This window comes from Candidatus Binatia bacterium (assembly GCA_036493895.1).
Classification (GTDB): domain Bacteria; phylum Desulfobacterota; class Binatia; order UBA1149; family CAITLU01; genus DATNBU01.
In genome coordinates, this window is sequence record DASXOZ010000017.1 from 106190 (window position 1) to 125276 (window position 19087).

A 19087-nucleotide genomic window follows, 5' to 3' on the forward strand; every position below is an offset into this window, starting at 1 on the left:
ACGTCGTGCGGGCGAACAATTTCTTGATCCATGAATCATTTCTCCTAAGGCCTAGAACTCGAAATCTCCGGACCAGCTCAAGGCAATAGCCGGCCCGTTGATGAGATCTATTTATGTCACGTAGTTCTGAGGTGAAGGAACTCCGGCGTTCGCCGTTCCTCCTCCACGAGTTTGTAACCGTTGCGAATGCCCTCGCGCGGTCCGCGGCATCCGACCGTGCGACTCTCGTGCCGGCGATCACAAGCGGGCTGCAGCTCGGGCGTCGGCATCCACGAGGGCGACGAGTTCGTAACCGGTACGAATGCCACCGCTGTCGATCTAACACCCGAGCGCCAGTCTCCGATCAACTCGCCGGCTCTCGTTTAACAGCGCGGGGGTTTTGTCGGGAGGGGGTTTTGTCATGAAAAGTGGGGGACACCCCCCGGTCATTTTGGACAAAACTTCCCTAGAATCCGGTCGGAATCCCACTCTCAGACGGCGCCGCTAAGTTCGCCTGGCGAGACAAACGGGCGCCCGGATTTCCGCTCCGCAAACCCCGCGGGGAGGTCGCAGCTCGGCACCGGTACAGTTCCGGCGGGGGAGGGCGCAGGATCGCCCTGAATGGCCCCGAGGCCCCGCTGAAGGGCTACAATTCCAAGGCCAAGTTCCCGTCGTCCGGGCGCGGCGCGGGCTGCCGCCGTAGGGCCAGACGACGGGGTCCACGACCTTCGGGGGGATGTCAAACATTGACATTTATGGCCATAGCGCGCTACCCATGGGGCCATGAACATCTCCCTGACGAAGGAACTCGAAGAGTTCATCACCAGCAAGGTTGGCTCAGGTCGCTACCTGTCGGCGAGCGAGGTCGTCAGGGCGGGCCTTCGGCTCTTGGAACACGAGGAAGAACTCCTCGAACTGCAGCGGGTCGAGCTTCGCCGGGCGATCGCCGTCGGCGTCGGCCAGCTTGATCGCGGCGAGGCGGTCTCGGGCGCGGAGGTATTTGCGAAGGCTCGAAAGAAACTACGCGCGCGCCGCACCGCGGCCAAGTGAAGGACTACGTACTCGCGCCGGCGGCCGGCGCGGACCTCGAAGAGATCTGGCTCCACATTGCGAGCGACAATATCGACGCAGCCGAACGTGTGCTGGATGAGCTCGAAGCCGCCTGTCAGCTGCTCGCCGGCCGCCCGGATGCCGGCCACGTCCGCGAGGACCTGACGGACTCCAGTGTAGGTTCTGGCCGGTGCGCTCCTACCTGATCGTCTATCGCCCGGACCGCGTTCCGCTCGAGATCGTTCGCTTCTGGCACGGCGCCAGAGGGATGCCGAACCTGCTTTAGGTACGCGGCGGCGGGCCGCCCGACATGGGTTACCCTGCGCTGTGCTTCACTGCCGCGACCAGAGCTCGACATAGTCGATGCCTGCGAGCAGGTCCTGGATGGCATCGATCATCGGGTCGACCTGATCATCAAACAGGTGGCTGTCGTCGGCCGTGAACGCCTCGCACTCGGCCACGAAGTCATTGGTGAAGGGCGCATCCTCCGGCGGCATCACCCTGCCCGCTTCGATGTAGCTGAGCATGTCCATCATCATGCGCGTGTACTTGTCCCGGTTTCGCTCGATGCCTTCGACGGGGATCGAGGCCTGGGAGGTGAGCTCCTGAATAAGGCCAGTTCCACTTGTTTCTCGGTCTTGCTGCCGAGCCGTGACGCTGCGGGCCCTATTCCGCCGCGGGTTTCGCGGTGCAGTTTCCCGACCTTAGCGGGCCTTCCCTGCCGAGTCCCTCGTCACCGATGCAGGGCTGCGACGTTTCGGACTACAGTGCAGATGTCCTCCCGCGAGTGGTCTCACGCCCCACTTGTAAAATAGCTATAGACTAGCTATTCAGAAACATGGTCACCGTTTCCGCACTTGAAGCCAAAACCCGGCTCGGCAAGCTCCTCGATCGCGTGGCACGTGGGGAAGAGATCGTCATTACGCGGCACGAGAAACCCGTGGCTCGTATGGTCCCGGCGGGGCCAAAGAATGCAGCCACGGTGCGCCGCGCGGTGGCGGATCTCGCGCGACTGCGAGATCGGATCAGGACACGAAGCAAGGGACGGGCGAAGTTGTCGGCGAGAGACGTCCGGTCTGCGATCGAGGAAGGCCGGCTTTGACCACTGGATTCGTCGCCGATGCGTCCGTCGCAATCGCGTGGGTTCATCCGGGGCAGGCCACCGCGGAATCGGATGCTCTACTCCAAGCCGTCGAGAAAGGTGCCCGCGTGAGGGCGCCGGCGCTCTGGCCGCTGGAGACCGCCAACGCGCTTCTCGTGCTGACGAGGCGCGGCAAGTTGACCGAAGGGGATCGTCGCCTTGCGCTTTCCGCGTTGTCGGGCCTTCAGGTCGAGCTCGACCATGAGATGGCAGCTCTTGCCTATGGAAAACTGTCGGACCTCGCGCGAAAGTATCGATTGAGCGTCTACGACGCGTCTTATCTCGAGCTCGCCTTGCGAAACGAGCTTCCGCTGGCATGCAAGGACGGCCCGCTACGCGATGCGGCCAAGCGGTGTCGCGTCAGGCTCGCCATGTGAAGACGAGTTTCTGACGCGTGCGACTCGCGCGCACGACCTTGGCATCGAGGCGACTCCATGCGTGATGACGACCTCCCACTCTTCTCCGGCCCTCACATCCCCATCGTCCGGTATCGCAACGCGCTCGACCGCCACGACCCGCGCGGCGCTTTGCACTGCCCTGTTTTAGCTCGACGGCGATACCGAACGGGATGCTAGAAGTAGCCGCCTTCGGTCGAGTCGGCGACCTTGGTCGGCGGCTTGCGCCCCTTGATGTTCTTTCCGGTGATCATGTCCTTGTAGCCCATGCCCGGTCCGATCATCGGGTAGACGTGCTCGCGCTGGTCCACCATCACTTCGAGCAGCCCGGCCCCCTCGAACTTGACGAACTCCTCGAGCGCCGATGCAAGCGCCTCGCGGCTCGTCACACGCTTGGCGAATCCGAAGCCGTCCGCTTCGGCCGCGCGCACGAAGTCCTTCTTGTGAAGAGTCTTGTCCGAGCCGGAGTAGCGATTGGCGTAGAACAGGTCCTGCCACTGGCGAACCATGCCGTCGCCCATGTTGTTGAGCAGCAGCACCTTGACCGGAATCCCGTAGTTCGTCAGCGTCTCCAGCTCTCCGAGGTTCATGCGGATGCTGCCGTCGCCGTCGACGTCGATCACGAGGCGACCGGGATTGGCGAGCTGGGCACCGATGGCCGCCGGCAACCCGAAACCCATCGTTCCCATGCTTCCCGAAGTCAGCCAGTCGCGCGGATTCTTGAAATCGATGTACTGGGCCGCCCACATCTGGTGCTGCCCGACGCCCGTGGCGACGATCGCCTCGCCGTGCGTCAGCCGGTTGAGCAGCTCGAGCACTTCTTCCTGCTGGATGTCCTTGCTGGTCTTGTCGTAAGCCAGCGGATGTTCCTGCCTCAGCTTGGCGACGTGCTCGCGCCAGGGGCCGAAATCCTTGCGGAACGATTTGCCGGCTTCCAGGAGCTCGGCCAGGCCGCGGCGCGCGTCGCAGACGAAGCTCCAGTCCACGCCCTTGACCTTGCCGATCTCGGACGCGTCGACGTCGAGGTGCGCGATCTTCGCGCCCGGTGCGAATTCCTTGACCTTGCCGGCCACGCGATCGTCGAAGCGGGCGCCGACGGCGAACAGCAAATCGCAGTCCTCCACGGCGTAGTTCGCGTACGCGGTGCCGTGCATGCCGAGCATGTGCAGCGCCAGCGGGTGCGTCGTGTCGATCGACCCGATGCCCATGAGCGTGGTCACGACCGGAATGCCGAAGCGCTCGGCGAAGCGGCGCAGCTCGCCGGCGGCCTCCGAGTTCGGCACGCCGCCGCCGACGTAGAGCAGCGGCCGTTCCGAGCGAGACAGCATCTCGTAGAACGCCTTGGCGAGCGCGGGGTCGAGGTGCGTGCGCGACTGTTCGACGCGGCGCTCGTCGTAGCCTCGAAGACGAAGCAGCCCTGCGCCGCGGAATGCCTGCTGCGTGAGCTGCACGTCGCGCGGGATGTCGACGACCACGGGACCGGGGCGACCGCTGCGCGCGATTTCGAAGGCGCTGCGCATCGTCTCCTCGATCTTCGTCTCGTCGGTCAGCAGGAAGACGTGCTTGGCGCACGGCGACATGATGTTGAACACCGGCGCTTCCTGGAACGCGTCGGTGCCGATGGCGGCGCGCGGCACCTGGCCGCAGATCAGCACGATCGGGATGGAGTCGGCCTGGCAGTCGCGCACGGGCGTCACGGTGTTGGTCGCGCCCGGCCCGGACGTCACCAGCGCGACGCCCACGCGTCCGCTCGAGCGCGCATACCCGGCGGCCATGAAGCCGGCACCCTGCTCGGTGGCGGGCACCAGAAGGTTGATGCGACGGGCCGGATTGGCCTCGTTGTAACGGAAGACGGCGTCGTAAGTCGGCAGGATGGCCCCGCCGCTGTAGCCGAAAATCGTGTCGACACCCTCGTCGGCCAGGACCTGTACAACCGCATCCGCTCCGGTCATGACGGTTCCGGCCATCGGGTGTGTGGCCTTGCCCGTAGCGAGTCCCAGGTGCTGGGCTCCGGATGTCTTGCGGCTGGTGGTCATGGTCCTTTCCTATTTGATCCTCGCCCTTTCGGGCTGCGGATGTTTGATCCTCGCCCTGTCGGGCGCGGATGTTTGATCCTCGCCTTGTCGGGCTGCGGAGATTTGATCCTCGCCCTCTCGGGGTCCGGATGTTCGATCCTCGCCCTTTCGGGCGCGGATTGCTTGATTTGGGGCGGCACGGCGCCGCCCGAGCCAGCCACTATGACGCAATCAGGCTGCGTTTCCTACGATCGGGACGGGGGAGCGGTGGCCGCGGACTGGCGGCGGTGATGCTCCTTCAGGATGCACCGGTCCACGACCACCAGCAGGCCTGCAGACCGGGCCCGGGCTGCAGCATCTTCGTCGATGACCCCTTCCTGAAGCCACACGGCGCGGGCGCCGATCGCGATGGCCTCATCAACCGCGGCGCCGGCTTCGGCGGAGCGGCGGAACACGTCGACGACATCCACCGGCTCGGGCACCGCGTGAAGGTCCGGGTGACAGGGAATCCCGAAAACCGATTGGTAGAGAGGGTTTACCAGCGAAACCTTAAACCCCTGCCTGATCAGATATCCGGCGACTTCGTTAGACGGTCGCTGCGGGTTTTCCGAGATCCCGACGACGGCGATGTGCCGCATCATCGACAGGATCGCATCGATCGCGGGCTGCTGGGGATCGTTCATGGCGGGGTCCGCAGGTACTGGTGATCGGGCTGATGGGACTGTCGCGGCAAGCATGGGGACGGTGCGCGCCATCGGCAAGCGTTGGCGACCGGCCGGCCCCGGGGCATGCCCGCGGGCAAGTTATTGCTCCCGCCGCAGTCCCGGACAGATACGCGGCGTCGCCATTCGCAACGTGTCCCTGTCCCGGATTTCGGAGGTCCCGATGCAGGTCCAGATCCGCCCTGCCGCCCATGACGATCTCGATTTCGTCTCGTGGGTCATGTTCACCGCCGCGCGCTCCCATCTCGAACGATCCGTGTGGGAAGCGATGTTCGACCGCGACGAGGCGTGGGTTCGCGGCGTGTTGCGCCGCGTGGCCGTGAGCGAGCAGCCGCACTGGTGCCACCTGTCGAAATTCCGCATCTGCGAAGTCGACGGCCAGCGGGCCGGCGCGCTTGCCGGCTATGATCCGGTCACCGAGGGCACCGACGTGCTGACGGCCGCCATGCTCGAAGCCGTCGCGGCAGCCGGAGACGCCGATCTCGACCTGGAGGCGGTGCTCGCGCGCGCGGACATCGCCGATTCGTGCACGCCGAAGAAGTATCCAGGCGCCTGGGGCGTCGAGAACGTCGCCGTGGTGCCGGAGCTGCGCAGCCGCGGAGTGCTCGATCGCCTGATGGAGAATGTGCTCGCCGAGGGCCGCGGGCGTGGATTCGGTCACGCGCAGATCATGGTGCTGGCCGGCAACACTCGCGCGCAAAAGGCGTACGAGCGAAACGGCTTCGCCCCCTGTGCCGAGTATCGCAGCGTCGCCTTCGAGGACGCGTTTACGAGCCCCGGCATCAACCTGCTGGTGCGCGCGATCTGACCGTCGCTTCGTTTGGGTGGCAGGCGGCGGCGCAGCCGGGGCGCGTGCGGCGCCGCGCCGGCAATTCCGCTTGCGGACGGCCTGTGGCAATTAGCTGGGCCCCGTTTCCTCGTGCATAGTGCCGCATGGTGCCGCAGGTGCTGCACGGTGCTACGCAGCAGGGAACGGCCGAGGGAGCAGCCGAGTTGGAACAGGAAGCGCCACGCACCGTCCACCGCAGTGATTATCGCCCGCCCGACTACCTCGTCGACGACGTCGAGTTGCGCTTCGATCTCGGCGAAGACGAGAGCCTCGTGCGTGCGACCCTCAGCGTGCGCCGCAATCCCGCTCGTCCCGACGCCTCGCCTGATCTCGTGCTCGACGGCGAAGGCCTCGAGCTGCGCTCTCTCTCGGTCGATGGCCGCGAGCTGAAGCACGGCGACTACGAGATCGACGAGCGCAGCCTGCGCATTCCTTCGGTCCCCGAGCGTTTCACCGTCGTCAGCGAAGTGGCGGTGCACCCGGAGAAGAACACCGACCTGACCGGGCTTTACCGCTCGCGCACGATGTTCTGCACGCAGTGCGAGGCCGAAGGCTTTCGCCGCATCACGTACTTCGTCGATCGCCCCGACGTTCTCGCGCGCTTCACGACGACGATCGTCGCCGACGCCGAGCGTTACCCGATCCTGCTGTCCAACGGCAATCCCGACGGAAGCGGCCGCACCGAAGGCGGGCGCGCGTGGGCGCGCTGGCGCGATCCGTACCCCAAGCCCTGCTACCTGTTCGCACTGGTGGCCGGAAAGCTGATCTCGCTCGAGGACAGCTTCACGACCGCGAGCGGCCGCGAAGTGCCGCTGCGGATCTTCGTCGAGCCCCAGAACGCCGACAAGTGCGCCCACGCGATGCGATCCTTGCAGCACGCGATGGAGTGGGACGAGAAGGTGTACGGTCGCGAGTACGACCTCGATGTTTTCTCCATCGTCGCCGTCGACGACTTCAACATGGGTGCGATGGAGAACAAGGGCTTGAACATCTTCAACTCGAAGTACGTGCTGGCCAGGCCCGACACCGCGACCGACGACGATTACGCGGCCATCGAAGGTGTCGTCGCCCACGAGTACTTCCACAACTGGACCGGCAACCGCGTCACCTGCCGCGACTGGTTCCAGCTCAGCCTGAAGGAAGGCCTGACGGTCTTCCGCGACCAGGAATTCTCCGGCGACCGCGCCTCCCGCGCGGTGCGCCGCATCGGCGACGTCCAGCTTCTTCGCATCTACCAGTTCGCCGAGGATGCCGGGCCGATGGCGCACCCCGTGCGGCCGGACTCGTACATCGAGATCAACAACTTCTACACGACGACGGTCTACAACAAGGGCGCCGAAGTCGTGCGCATGATGCACACCCTGCTCGGGCCCGAGCGCTTCCGTGCCGGCGCCGATCTTTACTTCGAGCGCCACGACGGCCAGGCCGTCACCTGCGACGACTTCGTGCAGGCGATGGAAGACGCTTCCGGCGTCGACCTGGCCCAGTTCCGCCTCTGGTACTCGCAGGCCGGCACTCCCGTGCTGAAGGTGCGGCGCAGCTACGATGCCGCGAGCAAATCGCTGACGCTGGAGATCGACCAGCAGTGTCCGCCGACTCCCGGCCAGAAGGACAAGCTGCCGATGCACATCCCGCTGTCGGTCGCGCTTCTCGGCCCCGACGGCGGCGAGCTCGCGATGAAGCTCGACGGAGAGACCACTGCCGCGCCCGCGACGATCCGCGTGCTCGAGCTGCGCCAGCCGAGCGAGCGGTTCCGTTTCGTCGACGTGCCGGTCGAGCCGGTGCCGTCGCTGCTGCGCGGATTTTCGGCGCCGGTCAAGCTCGAAGGTGCGTGGAGCGACGAAGACCTCGCGTTCCTCGCGGCCAACGACGCCGATGCGTTCAACCGCTGGGAGGCGGGACAGCAGCTCGCGCTGCGGCGCGTGCTCGAGCTCGTCGAGGCGCATCGCGGGGGCAAGGACCTCTCTCTTCCACCCGAGCTGCTGCTGGCGTTTCGCAACACGCTGACGTCCGAGCACCTCGATTCCGCGTTCATCGCGCGCGCGCTGGTGCTTCCCACAGAATCGTACGTCGCCGACCAGATGGCGCAGGTCGACGTCGAAGGGATCCACCTGGTGCGCTGTTTCCTGCGAAAACAGCTCGCCAAGGCGTGCCGCCCCGAGCTGGAGGAGCGTTTTCGCCACTGCCGCGGAGACGCGCGCACCTCGCTCGAGGCCGAGGCCGTCGGCCGCCGCGCGCTTGCCGCGGTCTGCCTCGCGTACCTTTCGCGCCTCGGCGAGCGCTGGAGCGAGATCCTCGCGTTCGAGCAGTTCGCGATCGCCGACAACATGACCGAGTCGATTGCAGCGCTCGGAGTTCTCTCGCACCTGGACTGCCAGGAGAGGCGCTGGGCGCTCGACGAATTCTACGGGCGCTGGAAGCACGAGCCGCTGGTCGTCGACAAGTGGCTCGGCGTACAGGCGATGTCGGAGCTTCCCGGTACGCTCGGGGAGGTCGAGAGGCTGATGGGCCACGAGGCCTTCGACATCAAGAACCCGAACAAGGTGCGCTCCCTGGTGGGTGCGTTCTGCAGCGCCAACGCCGTGCGCTTCCATGATGCGTCGGGAGACGGCTACCGCTTCCTTGCCGACAACGTGTTGAAGCTCGACGGCCTCAATCCCCAGGTCGCCGCGCGCATGGCGGGCATTTTCAGCCGCTGGAAGCGCTACGACGAGGCGCGGCGCGAGCTGCAGCGCGCCGAGCTGTCGCGCATCGCCGCCGAGCCGACGCTGTCGCGCGACGTTTTCGAAGTCGTCACGAAGAGTCTTTCGTGAGTGCCGCCGGGATCGTTTCCGATCCTCGCACGGGTCTTGACGGCAGCGAGCGAAAGTACCTGCGCGGTCTTGCGCACTCGCTGAATCCGCTCGTCCACGTCGGCCGCTCGGGCCTGACCGACGCGGTGATCGAAGCAACCCGGCGCGCGCTCGACGAGCACGAGCTGATCAAGGTCAAGATCGCCGCCGACCGCGACGAGCGCGAGCGCATCGCCGAAGCGATCCGTACTCGCTGCGACGCCGAGCTGGCCGGAAGCGTCGGCACAATCGCGATCCTCTACCGCCAGCAGCCCGATCCCGAACGCCGCCGAATCGAGCTTCCGCCGCGGCGCCAGTAACGCAGCGCCTGCCGCCGCGGCCCAAGCAACGCAGCGTCTACTGCCTCGGCGGCAGGTGCTTGGCGAGCTCGAGGCGGCCGATCTGGTCGGTGTGCACCTCGTCGGGCCCGTCGGCAAAACGCAGCGTGCGCTGGCCTGCGTACGCGCGCGCCAGGAACGTGTCCTGGCAGACGCCCATTCCGCCGTGCACCTGCATCGCACGGTCGATCACGCGCAGCGCCATGTTCGGTGCGATCACCTTGATCTGCGCGATTTCCGAGCGCGCCGCCTTGTTGCCGACGGTGTCCATCATGTACGCGGCCTTCAGCGTCAGCAGGCGGGACTGCTCGATCTCCATGCGCGAGTTCGCGATGTGGTGGCGCGTCAGTCCCATCTCGGCCAGGCGCCGTCCGAACGCGGTGCGCGAGATCGCACGCTTGCACATCAGCGCGAGCGCACGCTCGGCCATGCCGATGCTGCGCATGCAGTGATGGATGCGGCCGGGTCCGAGGCGCCCCTGGGCGATCTCGAAGCCGCGCCCTTCGCCGAGCAGGAGACTGGAGACCGGCACGCGCACGTCCTTGAACTCGACCTCGGCATGGCCGTGCGGCGCGTCGTCGTAACCGAAGACCGTCAGCATGCGCTTGACATGGATGCCCGGCGTATCGAGCGGCACCAGGACCATCGACTGCTGCACGTACTTGTGCGCCGTCGGATCGGTCTTGCCCATGAAGATCGCGATCTTGCAGCGAGGATCGCCGGCGCCGGAGGTCCACCACTTGGTTCCGTTGATCACGTAGTCGTCGCCGTCGCGGCGGATGCTCGACTGGATGTTGGTCGCGTCGGAGGAGGCCACGGCCGGCTCCGTCATCGCGAACGCCGAGCGGATCTCGCCGGCCAGCAGCGGCTCGAGCCACTGCTTGCGCTGCTCCGGGCTTCCGTAGCGTACCAGCACTTCCATGTTGCCGGTGTCGGGCGCCGAGCAGTTGAAGACCTCGGACGCGAAGAACGAGGTGCCCATGATTTCGCACAGCGGTGCGTATTCGAGGTTGGTCAGGCCGGCGCCGTACTCGCTTTCGGGCAGGAAGAGGTTCCAAAGGCCGGCGGCGCGGGCCTTCGGCTTGAGCTCTTCGATCAGAGGAATCGGTTTCCACCGGGTCGGCCCCGCGTCGAGCTGCTCACCGACCGCCTCCTCGTTCGGGTAGACGTGCTCGTCCATGAAAGACTGGACCTTGGCCATCAGGTCCCTGGTCTTGGCCGAATACTCGAAGTGCATCCTCTGGTCTCCTTTTTCGTGCTGAGAGGCAGCCGCGAAGGTCGTTGCGCAGCGGGTTCGCGTCGGCGGATCGTCGAGCGAACACCGGGCCGGCGTTTCGCGATGCAATCTTGCAAGGCACCGCGCCCATCACAAACGCGCAACGCGGCTTCTAAACCGCTCCCGGCACGGCTATGCTCGGACGCGGCATGGACCGGCATTCGATTTCGCTCGGCCTCCTGTTTCTTAGGCTGATCGGCGGCGGACTCCTGATCGAAGGGCGCGCCGGCCTGTGGTCCTCGATGATTCTGAACAGCGGAGGCTTCGTCACCGATCCGTTCGGAGTCGGCGGCGAGGCGAGCTGGATCCTGACCCTTTTCTCCGAGCTGCTGTGCACGGTGCTGGTGATGCTCGGGATTTTCACGCGCTTCACCGCGGTTCCGCCGCTGGTGGTCATGCTGGTCATTGCGCTGGCGCTGCCCGCGGGCACGCCGTGGTCCGTGCGGGAGCTGTACCTCTTCTATGCACTGCCGTTTTTCGTGCTCACGTTTACCGGGCCGGGCGACTACTCCGTGGACGGTCGCGTCTCGACCTGGGCCAACCCTCGCTAACGGCTGCCGGTCTTCTTCGTTCGTGACGCGGGGCGACGGGGCGTGAACGACAGGTTTCTGCGCGCCGCGGTGGCGGTCGTCTCGGTAACGGTCCTCTCGTTCCTGGTGTGGCTGCTGTACGTGCATCCCGCCGCTTCGGACGGCGCCGGGGCGCGATCCCCGCTCCCGGTGCTCAACGCGACCTTCAATTTCCTGTGCGCGGCCTGCCTGGTCGCTGGCTACCGGGCGATCCGGGCCGGCAACCGGCGCCGTCATCTGGTCTTCATGCTGGCGGCCGTAACTTGCTCCGCCATGTTTCTGGTCGGATATATCGTCCATCATTACCGGGCGGGTGACACGCCCTTTCCGGGACAGGGACCCGTACGATCGCTCTACTTCACGATCCTCGCAACGCACGTGCTCGCGACGACCATCGCGTTGCCGATGATCCTGTTCACGCTCGCCCATGCGGCCGCCGGACGATTCGTGCAACACAAAAAGATCGCGCGCCGCACGCTGCCGCTATGGATGTACGTTTCGGTGACCGGCGTTCTGGTCTTCGCGTTTCTGCGATGGTGGTCCTGACGCGGGCATCGCAACGGTCGGCCGCGGCACGGTGGCCTCTGGTCGCGATGGGCCTGGTCTTGTGGGCCGGCATCGCGGCGGCTGCAGACGTGCACGTGACCGCGCTCGGCGATCGTGGCCCCGGCACCCTGCGCGAAGCGGTCGAGAAGGCCTCGCCCGGCGACACCGTGCACATCGACGTCCCGGGCGTGATCCGCCTGACGACCGGCGAAATCCAGATCTCGCGCCCGATGACGATCGAAGGGCCCGGGGCGGACAAAACCTCGGTGTCGGGAGACGACCAGTACCGCATCTTCAGCATCCCCGTGCGCGAGCCGACGCCGAAAGTGAAGATCAGCCGCCTCGCCGTGATCCGCGGGCGCAGCGACGAGCGCGGCGGAGCGATCGTCAACGCGGCCGACCTCGAGCTCGACGGCGTGCTCGTCGATTCCTGCCGCGGCGACCTGGCCGGCGGCATCTACAATACAGGCCAGCTTTCGATCACGAGCAGCACGATTTCCCACAATCGCGGCTCCCTGGCCGGCGGCATCTACAACACCGGCGACGCGACGCTCGTCAACGTGACCGTCAGCGGCAATTTCGGCGAGCTGAGCGGGGGCGGGATCTACAACGCGACCGACGCCAACGTCACGCCCAAGCGCGTCGCGCACATCGAGATTTCCAGCTGCACGATCACCGACAACCGGGTCGGCGCCGACGCGGCCGGAATCTTCAATCTCGGCGGCCAGGTGCATATCCGCAACTCGATCGTCGCCGACAACAAGAAAGGCGGCAACTGCATCGGCGCGCTGCTTTCGCTCGGGCACAACATCGACGACGACGGCTCGTGCCGTCTCGCGTCGCCGGGCGACATTCGCCCCGGCCGCGACGTCGGTCTTGCGCGTCTGGACATGAACGGCGGCGGCACGCCGACCCACGCGCTGATCGTCGGCAGCCCTGCCATCGATGCCGGCGACAACGCGTCGTGCCCGAAGGACGACCAGCGCGGCTTCACGCGCGACGTCAGCGGCGATGGAAAGGGCACCGGGCGCTGCGACATCGGCGCGTTCGAGGCGCTGCTGAGCTGGTGCGGCAACGGCGTCGTGCAGCCGGGCGAGGAGTGCGACGACGGAAACCTCGTCGACGGCGACGGCTGCGATCGAAGCTGTCGCAGGGAAGTCTGCGGCAACGGCATCGTGCAGAGCGGCGAGGAATGCGACGACGGCAACACGGTCTCCGGCGACGGCTGCGACAGCGTCTGCCTGCGCGAAATCTGCGGCAACGGCGTGCTCCAGGCCGGCGAGGAGTGCGACGACGGCAACGTCGAGAACGGCGACGGCTGCGACTCGCATTGCCGCCGCGAGCCTTGCGGCGACGGCATCGTCGGTGCCGGCGAGCAGTGCGACGACGGCAACCTCGTCGACGGTGACGGCTGCGACTCGACCTGCCACAAGGAGGAGTGCGGCAACGCGATCGTGCAGGCCAACGAAGAGTGCGACGACGGCAACCTGCGCAACGGTGACGGCTGCGATTCGCACTGCCGGCGCGAGACCTGCGGCAACGGCGTCGTCCAGGGCTCCGAGGAGTGCGACGACGGCAACACCGCTGCCAACGACGGCTGCGATCCCACCTGCCGCAAGGAACGGTGCGGCGACGGCAAGAAGCAGACGAAAGAAGAGTGCGACGACGGCAACACCGCGGGCGGCGACGGCTGCGATCCGACTTGTCATCGCGAGGTTTGCGGCAATGGGCTGCTGCAGGCGGGCGAGGAGTGCGACGACGGCAACGTGACGGCCGGCGACGGCTGCGATCCGCATTGTCGCAAGGAAGTCTGCGGCAACGGGCTGCTGCAGGCGGGCGAAGAGTGCGACGACGGCAACAGCACCGCCGGCGACGGCTGCGACCCGACCTGCCGCCGCGAGATCTGCGGCAACGGCCTCGTGCAGGCCGGCGAAGAATGCGACGACGGCAACCACATCGCCGGCGACGGCTGCGACCCTTCGTGCAAGAAGGAAGTCTGCGGCAACGGCATCGTGCAGAAGGGCGAGGAGTGCGACGACGGCAACAGCGTCGCCGGCGACGGTTGTGACCCGACCTGCCACAAGGAGGTCTGCGGCAACGGCATCCTCCAGGCCGGCGAAGGCTGCGACGACGGCAACCTCGTCGATCACGACGGCTGCGATTCGCGCTGCCGCGTCGAAGCGTGCGGCAACGGTCGCGTCGACAGCGGCGAAGAGTGCGACGACGGCAACCAGAAGAACGGCGACGGCTGCACCGCCGAATGCAAGCTCGAGCGCTGCGGCGACGGCGTCGTCAACGATGGCGGCAAGGAGCAGTGCGACGACGGCAACAACGCCGACGGCGACGGCTGCGACCACGACTGCAGGCGCGAATTCTGCGGCGACGGGGTCGTCAACGACGGAGGCAAGGAGCAGTGCGACGACGGCAACAGCGTCTCGGGCGACGGCTGCACGCCCGACTGCGTCAAGGAGCGCTGCGGCGACGGCATCGTCAATGACGGCGGCAAGGAGCAGTGCGACGACGGCAACGACGTTGCCGGCGACGGCTGTACTCCCGACTGCATCAAGGAGCGCTGCGGCGACGGCATCGTCAACAACAGCGGCACCGAGGAGTGCGACGACGGCAACACGTCACCGGGAGACGGCTGCACGCCGCTTTGCCGCAAGGAGTTCTGCGGCGACGGCATCATCAACAACAACGGTCGCGAGCAGTGCGACGACGGCAACAGCATTGCCGGTGACGGCTGCACACCAAAATGTGTACTCGAGCGCTGCGGCGACGGCATCGTCAACAACAACGGCATGGAGGAATGCGACGACGGCAACGCGGTCAACGGCGACGGCTGCGACGTGTTCTGCCACAAGGAGGCGCCTCCGCCTCCACCACCGCCGTCGACACCGCCGCCTGCTGCGCCCGTAGCGCAGGCCGAGCCGGCAGCGGCACCGGCCGCAGCGGCAACGGCACCGGCCGCGCCGCAAGCGCACAACAAACCAGCCGCACACGGTGACGATCCGCCGAACGCCGCGGCGAGCGATCCCGAGCCGGGGGCAGGAGGCGCCGCAGCCGCAGCCGCAGTCGCCGTCGCGACAGCGCCGCCTGTTGCCGAGCCGGCATCACCGACGCCTTCGCCATCGGCGTCCGCGCCGCCTGCGGCGAGCGAGCCTGAAGCTGTCGGTCCGACCGCCGCTGCACCGGCACCTGCGCCTGCTCCGACGCCCGTGCCGCCGTCGGGTCCTTCATCAATCGCTGCGCCCACGCCGCCAACCGTGCCCGCGCCGCCAAACGTTCCGGCAGCGCCTATCGCGCCTGCCTCACCGCCCGCCCCTGCGAAGCCGCGAGCTCAAGCTGCGACAGCGCCGTCCGCTCCCACGGAAGAATTCGGCCCGCCGGCGCCGCGGAAGATTGCGCCTGCGCCGACTGCTGCAGCGGCCGCGCCCGCTGCGGGCGCGGCGCCCGCGCCGGCAGCCGGCAACAGTCCGTTTGCGGCAGTGCCGGGTCCGCTTCCCGGCGACATCAAGGCTCCTGCGCCCGACAAGGAGCCTGCATCCGACGCCGCGTGGCCCCTGGCGTTCGAGAACAAGCCCGTCGAATTCGGCGAAACGAAGGAAGCCGCGCCCGCGCCGCCCGCAGTCCGCTGCGGCAACGGCCGCATCGACGGCAACGAGGAATGTGACGGCGGCGATTGCTGCTCGGCCACCTGCAAGCGCGTCGTCGCGGATCCGAAATGGCGCTGGGTCGCGTTCGGCACCGGCATCAGCGGAGACGAGATCGGTGGAAGCACGGCAGTGCACGCCGTCGCCGTCAATGCCGGTACGGTGATCGCCGGTGGAGAATTCACGAGCGCGGGAGGGACCGCGGCCGCCGACATCGCACGCTGGAACGGACAGTCGTGGTCGCCGATGGGCGACGGTTTCGACGGCCGCGTCCTGGCGGTTGCGATCGCGCCGGGAACCTCCGATGTCTACGCTGCCGGGGAGTTCACGCACAGCGGTCACACACCGCTTGCCCACGTTGCGAAATGGGATGGCAAGGCGTGGACCGATGTGGGCGGCGGCCTGTCCGGCGCTGCGCGCGCCCTCGTGTTCGTCGACAAGGTGCTCTACGCGGGCGGAGATTTCGCAGCGGCTGGAGGAATCGCCGCGCTTCACGTCGCGCGATGGACGGGCACCAGATGGGAGGCCGTCGGCACCGGTTTCGATGCCACGGTGCGCGCGCTTCTCTACGTCGAAGGACTGCTTTACGCCGGCGGCGATTTCCGTCGCGCCGGAGACGTTGCGTCGGCGGGCGTTGCACGCTGGGACGGACAGGCGTGGCAGAACGTCGGCGCCGGCATCAGCGGGCGAGTGCACGCGCTGGCGCTCCTCAGCGGTACGCTGGCAGCCGGCGGCGACTTCCTGACCTCCGGCGACGGAACCTTCCTCGGCAACATCGCGCGCTTCGACGGGGAATCGTGGGCGTCGATCGGAGAGGGCGGTGCATCGGCGCGTGTGACATCGCTGGTGGTGGACGGACAGGACCTCCTTGCGGCCGGGGATTTTTCGCTGATCACCGGAATTCCGTCGGGGTACGTCGCGCGCTGGCACGACGGCGAATGGTCCCAGGTCGGCGAAGGATTTCCCGAGCCCGTGTGGTCGCTCGCGCTGGCCGCAGGCGGTGAGCTCGTGGCCGGCGGGCGCTTCGTCCGCAGCGCCGGCAGGGACGCTTCGCGCGTCGCCGAGTGGCGCCTCGTCGATTGCCGCCCGGCGCCGCCGCCGGTCGCGGCGGCTCCTGTTCCCGCACCTGCCGCGGCGAAGACGCCGGCAAAACCCGCGAAATCCGCTGCGAAGCACTGAGACGGCATGAAACTGGCCGTTTTCGACATCGACGGGACGCTGACTCTCGGCGACGGACTGGGGACGCGCTGTTTCTTCGAGTGTTTCGACGCGGTGTTCGGCGCCGGTTTCGCCGACCGGCGCCTCGACAGCTACGTCGAGTCCACCGACTGTGGAATCGCGCGGGAGGCGGCGCGCCGTGCGCTCGGCCGTCATTGCAGCGACGCGGAATTCGTAACGTTCAAGGCGGCGTATCTCGAATCGCTGGAAGCCGAGATCGGATTTCGCGACCGGGCGTATCGGCCGATCGACGGCGCGGACGGCCTGATGCAGGCGCTCGCATCGGCGGGCGGCTGGACCGTCGCCATCGCGACCGGCAACTGGCGCCGCGCCGCGCATCTCAAACTCGCGTGCGCGCGCATCGAGGCGCCGGTGCTCGCTGCGTTCTCGGAGGACGGGACTACGCGCACCGAAGTGCTGGCCCGCGCCGTCGCGATCGCGACCCAGCGAAGCGGCGCCGCATTCGAGCGCATCGTCTATGTCGGCGACCAGCCGTGGGATCTCGGCGCGGCGCGCGACAACGGCGTCGCGTTCGTCGGCGTAGGCAGCGGAGAGCGCGCCGCGAGGCTTCAGGGCCACGGCGCGACGGTCATTGCAGGCTATCGCGACACGGCGCGGTTCCTTTCGATGCTCGAATCGGCCTGAAGCCCGTGGTGGCCCTGTCGGCCGCCCGCGGTCAGGCTGCCGGCGCGGCTTGCTTCAGCGCACGGCCGATCGGCTTGCGGCCGCGATTGATGTCGCGCAGGTAGGCGATGCCCTCGTCGGCGATCGAATCGCCGACCGTCACGTCGCCTTCGACCTTCAGCTCGTCCATGTCGACCCACATCGCGTAGACGCCACGGGTGCGGTCGGTGATGATGCCGGCATTGAGCAGGGTCTTGATCAGCACGCGGAAGATGTTCGTGTTCTCGCGCATCAGGCGGCGCCGGTCGTTGTCGGTGAACGCTTCCTGCACGGCGCTGCGCACCCACTGCCAGTCGAGCCCGAACTGTCCGTAGATGACCTGCTTCTGCTCGGCATTGACGAGGTTGAAGAAGATCTTCTGGAAGCAGTCGGCGGCCCACTGCTCGACGATCTCGTGCTGCTCCTCGGAAAGCTGCGGTACGGTGCGGTCCGCCCAGATCTTTCCGAAGCGATGGTGAAAGGCCTCGTCGGTCATCACGAGCTGCACCATGCGGCGCAGCAGCGGATCGCGGGTCTTGGTGTGCAGCGTCGCGAACGCGCCCATCGCGAGCCCTTCGATCAGCATCTGCATGCCGACGAGCTTCTTGTAGACCTCCGGCGCCAGTACCAGCTCGGACATCAGCTCGCCGAGAGTCTGGCCGCAGGGGTAGGGCGTACCGAACCGCTTGTGGATGTATTTGGTGAAGGCGGTGACGTGGCGGGCTTCCTCGCGCACCTGGTTGCTCGCGTATTCGAGCGCGCCGGGGTCGCGAAGGATGTGGCAGAGGCTCGCCGACAGCGACAGCGCGCCCTGCTCGCCGTGCAGCAGGCTGGAAAGGCTCCAGCGCGAGACTTCGTTGGCCAGGCGGATCTTCTGGCCTTCATCGAGCTTGTCGGCCACCGCGCTGTTGAGCTCCACCGAGAAGTCCATCGGCATGATGGTCTCCTGCGTGAGGTCGAAGCTCGTGCTCTCGTAATCGATGTAGGCGGGGTCGACGGGGTCCCAGAAGTGATCGTGTGTTGCCGAGATGATCGCGTCGAAGGCGCCGGTGCGCTCGCCGTAGCGATGGACGTCGAGCATCGCGCGAAAATCGTCGCGCCCGACCGTGTTGTAAATGGGATCGTGCGTGATGTCGCTCATGGCTGTCTCCGCTCCGGCCCGTCGGGCCACGAAAACTGAAGTCGGACGAGAGTCTCGATGACGTCTTCGCGCGAGGCGCGCGAAGGGTCCTGGGTCCACCAGTCGATCAAATGCGTAGTCATGCCGACGTGGGCGCGGGCGCAGACGGCCGGGTCGAGGTCGGCGGGGAACTTCCCTTCTTCGCGGTCGCGCCGCAGGCGTCCTTCGAGCCCTGCAGCCAGCCTCGTCATCGCGTCGGCCTCGATGGACGCCGCCTCGGCGTCGGTGCTGAACAGGATGCGGACGACGCTGCGGTTGCGCTCGGCGTAGCGAACGATCGTCTCGGCGCGGGCGCGCTGGGCGAGCACGGGAGCCGATGCCGCGACTGCCTGCTGCACGTCGTGCGCGAGCTCTTCGATCGCGTGAAAAACGATGTGGCGGTACACATCGGTCTTGTCGCGGAAGTGCAGGTAGAAGGTGCCGGAGGCGACGCCGGCCGCGCGCGCGATCTCGTGGCTGGTGACGCCGTGAAGACCGCGCTCGCCGAACAGCCGCGTCGCCGCGTCGATCAGCCTCTGACGGGTCTGGATACGGCTGCGCGCGGGCGCAGATGTGACAGGAATGACATCCACGTCAGTCGGTGACGGTATTGTCATGTCGGGCGCCAGTCAAGCGGAAAATTCGTTTAGGCCGCACAACATTCCGGAAAACCCTGTTCGTCAGCGGCGCCTAATGCGGGTAG

At 66.9% G+C, this 19087-nt stretch carries 16 protein-coding genes and 1 pseudogene; 11 read left to right on the forward strand and 6 right to left on the reverse strand.

Features of this window, described 5'->3' with window-relative positions:
* Nucleotides 1-762: 762 nt before the first annotated feature.
* Complete coding sequence (locus tag VGK20_04755; GenBank protein HEY2773347.1) at nucleotides 763-1029, forward strand: type II toxin-antitoxin system ParD family antitoxin; 267 nt, start codon at nucleotides 763-765, stop codon at nucleotides 1027-1029.
* Nucleotides 1026-1235, forward strand: coding sequence for a type II toxin-antitoxin system RelE/ParE family toxin (locus VGK20_04760; protein ID HEY2773348.1), 210 nt, complete (start codon nucleotides 1026-1028; stop codon nucleotides 1233-1235). The genes VGK20_04755 and VGK20_04760 overlap by 4 nt, the downstream gene beginning before the upstream one ends.
* 126 nt (nucleotides 1236-1361) lie before the next feature.
* Here the strand turns inward: VGK20_04760 and terL are convergent.
* Nucleotides 1362-1673 (reverse strand): annotated as a pseudogene (terL, locus tag VGK20_04765) (phage terminase large subunit).
* Between the two features lie 194 nt (nucleotides 1674-1867).
* Here terL and VGK20_04770 point away from each other — a divergent pair.
* Nucleotides 1868-2131: a type II toxin-antitoxin system prevent-host-death family antitoxin gene (locus VGK20_04770; protein ID HEY2773349.1), complete on the forward strand. Its 264-nt coding sequence runs from the start codon at nucleotides 1868-1870 to the stop codon at nucleotides 2129-2131.
* Nucleotides 2128-2547, forward strand: a complete 420-nt coding sequence (locus VGK20_04775; GenBank protein HEY2773350.1) for a type II toxin-antitoxin system VapC family toxin — start codon at nucleotides 2128-2130, stop codon at nucleotides 2545-2547. Before VGK20_04770 ends, VGK20_04775 begins: the two co-directional genes overlap by 4 nt.
* 194 nt (nucleotides 2548-2741) lie before the next feature.
* Here VGK20_04775 and ilvB read toward each other — a convergent pair whose 3' ends face one another.
* Together ilvB and VGK20_04785 are read right to left on the reverse strand one after the other, a co-directional pair.
* Entirely contained in the window at nucleotides 2742-4601 is a 1860-nt protein-coding gene (gene ilvB, locus VGK20_04780; GenBank protein HEY2773351.1) for a biosynthetic-type acetolactate synthase large subunit, read from the reverse strand.
* Between the two features lie 224 nt (nucleotides 4602-4825).
* Nucleotides 4826-5263 carry a CoA-binding protein gene (locus tag VGK20_04785; protein ID HEY2773352.1) on the reverse strand — a complete coding sequence of 146 codons (438 nt, stop codon included), beginning with the start codon at nucleotides 5261-5263 and terminating at the stop codon, nucleotides 4826-4828.
* A gap of 202 nt (nucleotides 5264-5465) precedes the next feature.
* On the opposite strand from VGK20_04785, the gene VGK20_04790 reads away from it, so the two are divergent.
* From VGK20_04790 to yhbY, 3 genes are all read left to right on the forward strand, one after another.
* A complete protein-coding gene (locus VGK20_04790) occupies nucleotides 5466-6110 on the forward strand; it encodes a GNAT family N-acetyltransferase (protein HEY2773353.1) in 645 nt (214 codons plus the stop codon).
* Nucleotides 6111-6295: 185 nt separating this feature from the next.
* A complete protein-coding gene (pepN, locus tag VGK20_04795; GenBank protein HEY2773354.1) occupies nucleotides 6296-8944 on the forward strand; it encodes an aminopeptidase N in 2649 nt (882 codons plus the stop codon).
* The gene (gene yhbY / locus VGK20_04800) at nucleotides 8941-9282 is read left to right on the forward strand and encodes a ribosome assembly RNA-binding protein YhbY (GenBank protein HEY2773355.1); all 342 of its coding nucleotides are present in this window, start codon (nucleotides 8941-8943) and stop codon (nucleotides 9280-9282) included. Before pepN ends, yhbY begins: the two co-directional genes overlap by 4 nt.
* A 37-nt stretch (nucleotides 9283-9319) precedes the next feature.
* Here the strand turns inward: yhbY and VGK20_04805 are convergent, their stop codons facing one another.
* Nucleotides 9320-10537, reverse strand: a complete 1218-nt coding sequence (locus VGK20_04805) for an acyl-CoA dehydrogenase family protein (GenBank protein ID HEY2773356.1) — start codon at nucleotides 10535-10537, stop codon at nucleotides 9320-9322.
* A 188-nt stretch (nucleotides 10538-10725) separates the two neighbouring features.
* Here VGK20_04805 and VGK20_04810 point away from each other — a divergent pair, with 188 nt between their 5' ends.
* Genes VGK20_04810 through VGK20_04825 form a run of 4 tightly spaced genes read left to right on the forward strand, consistent with a single transcriptional unit; the run spans nucleotide 10726 to nucleotide 17207 of the window.
* Nucleotides 10726-11127: a DoxX family protein gene (locus VGK20_04810; protein HEY2773357.1), complete on the forward strand. Its 402-nt coding sequence runs from the start codon at nucleotides 10726-10728 to the stop codon at nucleotides 11125-11127.
* Nucleotides 11128-11169: 42 nt separating this feature from the next.
* Nucleotides 11170-11691: a DUF420 domain-containing protein gene (locus VGK20_04815; protein ID HEY2773358.1), complete on the forward strand. Its 522-nt coding sequence runs from the start codon at nucleotides 11170-11172 to the stop codon at nucleotides 11689-11691.
* Nucleotides 11692-11738: 47 nt separating this feature from the next.
* Complete coding sequence (locus VGK20_04820) at nucleotides 11739-16523, forward strand: DUF4215 domain-containing protein (GenBank protein ID HEY2773359.1); 4785 nt, start codon at nucleotides 11739-11741, stop codon at nucleotides 16521-16523.
* Between the two features lie 6 nt (nucleotides 16524-16529).
* Entirely contained in the window at nucleotides 16530-17207 is a 678-nt protein-coding gene (locus VGK20_04825; GenBank protein HEY2773360.1) for an HAD family hydrolase, read from the forward strand.
* Nucleotides 17208-17238: 31 nt separating this feature from the next.
* On the opposite strand, the gene VGK20_04830 is transcribed toward VGK20_04825, so the two are convergent.
* Both VGK20_04830 and VGK20_04835 read right to left on the reverse strand, forming a co-directional pair.
* Complete coding sequence (locus tag VGK20_04830) at nucleotides 17239-18366, reverse strand: ferritin-like domain-containing protein (GenBank protein HEY2773361.1); 1128 nt, start codon at nucleotides 18364-18366, stop codon at nucleotides 17239-17241.
* Entirely contained in the window at nucleotides 18363-18977 is a 615-nt protein-coding gene (locus tag VGK20_04835) for a TetR/AcrR family transcriptional regulator (GenBank protein ID HEY2773362.1), read from the reverse strand. Before VGK20_04835 ends, VGK20_04830 begins: the two co-directional genes overlap by 4 nt.
* Nucleotides 18978-19087 lie beyond the last annotated feature (110 nt).

What these genes read in the sequence shown, in the direction of transcription:
- VGK20_04825 (HEY2773360.1), top strand. Translation starts at nt 16,530, where the DNA reads ATGAAACTGGCCGTTTTCGACATCGACGGGACGCTGACTCTCGGCGAC.
- ilvB (HEY2773351.1), bottom strand. Translation starts at nt 4,601, where the DNA reads ATGACCACCAGCCGCAAGACATCCGGAGCCCAGCACCTGGGACTCGCT.
- VGK20_04755 (HEY2773347.1), top strand. Translation starts at nt 763, where the DNA reads ATGAACATCTCCCTGACGAAGGAACTCGAAGAGTTCATCACCAGCAAG.
- VGK20_04820 (HEY2773359.1), top strand. Translation starts at nt 11,739, where the DNA reads ATGGGCCTGGTCTTGTGGGCCGGCATCGCGGCGGCTGCAGACGTGCAC.
- VGK20_04770 (HEY2773349.1), top strand. Translation starts at nt 1,868, where the DNA reads ATGGTCACCGTTTCCGCACTTGAAGCCAAAACCCGGCTCGGCAAGCTC.
- VGK20_04830 (HEY2773361.1), bottom strand. Translation starts at nt 18,366, where the DNA reads ATGAGCGACATCACGCACGATCCCATTTACAACACGGTCGGGCGCGAC.
- VGK20_04805 (HEY2773356.1), bottom strand. Translation starts at nt 10,537, where the DNA reads ATGCACTTCGAGTATTCGGCCAAGACCAGGGACCTGATGGCCAAGGTC.
- VGK20_04790 (HEY2773353.1), top strand. Translation starts at nt 5,466, where the DNA reads ATGCAGGTCCAGATCCGCCCTGCCGCCCATGACGATCTCGATTTCGTC.
- VGK20_04785 (HEY2773352.1), bottom strand. Translation starts at nt 5,263, where the DNA reads ATGAACGATCCCCAGCAGCCCGCGATCGATGCGATCCTGTCGATGATG.
- VGK20_04810 (HEY2773357.1), top strand. Translation starts at nt 10,726, where the DNA reads ATGGACCGGCATTCGATTTCGCTCGGCCTCCTGTTTCTTAGGCTGATC.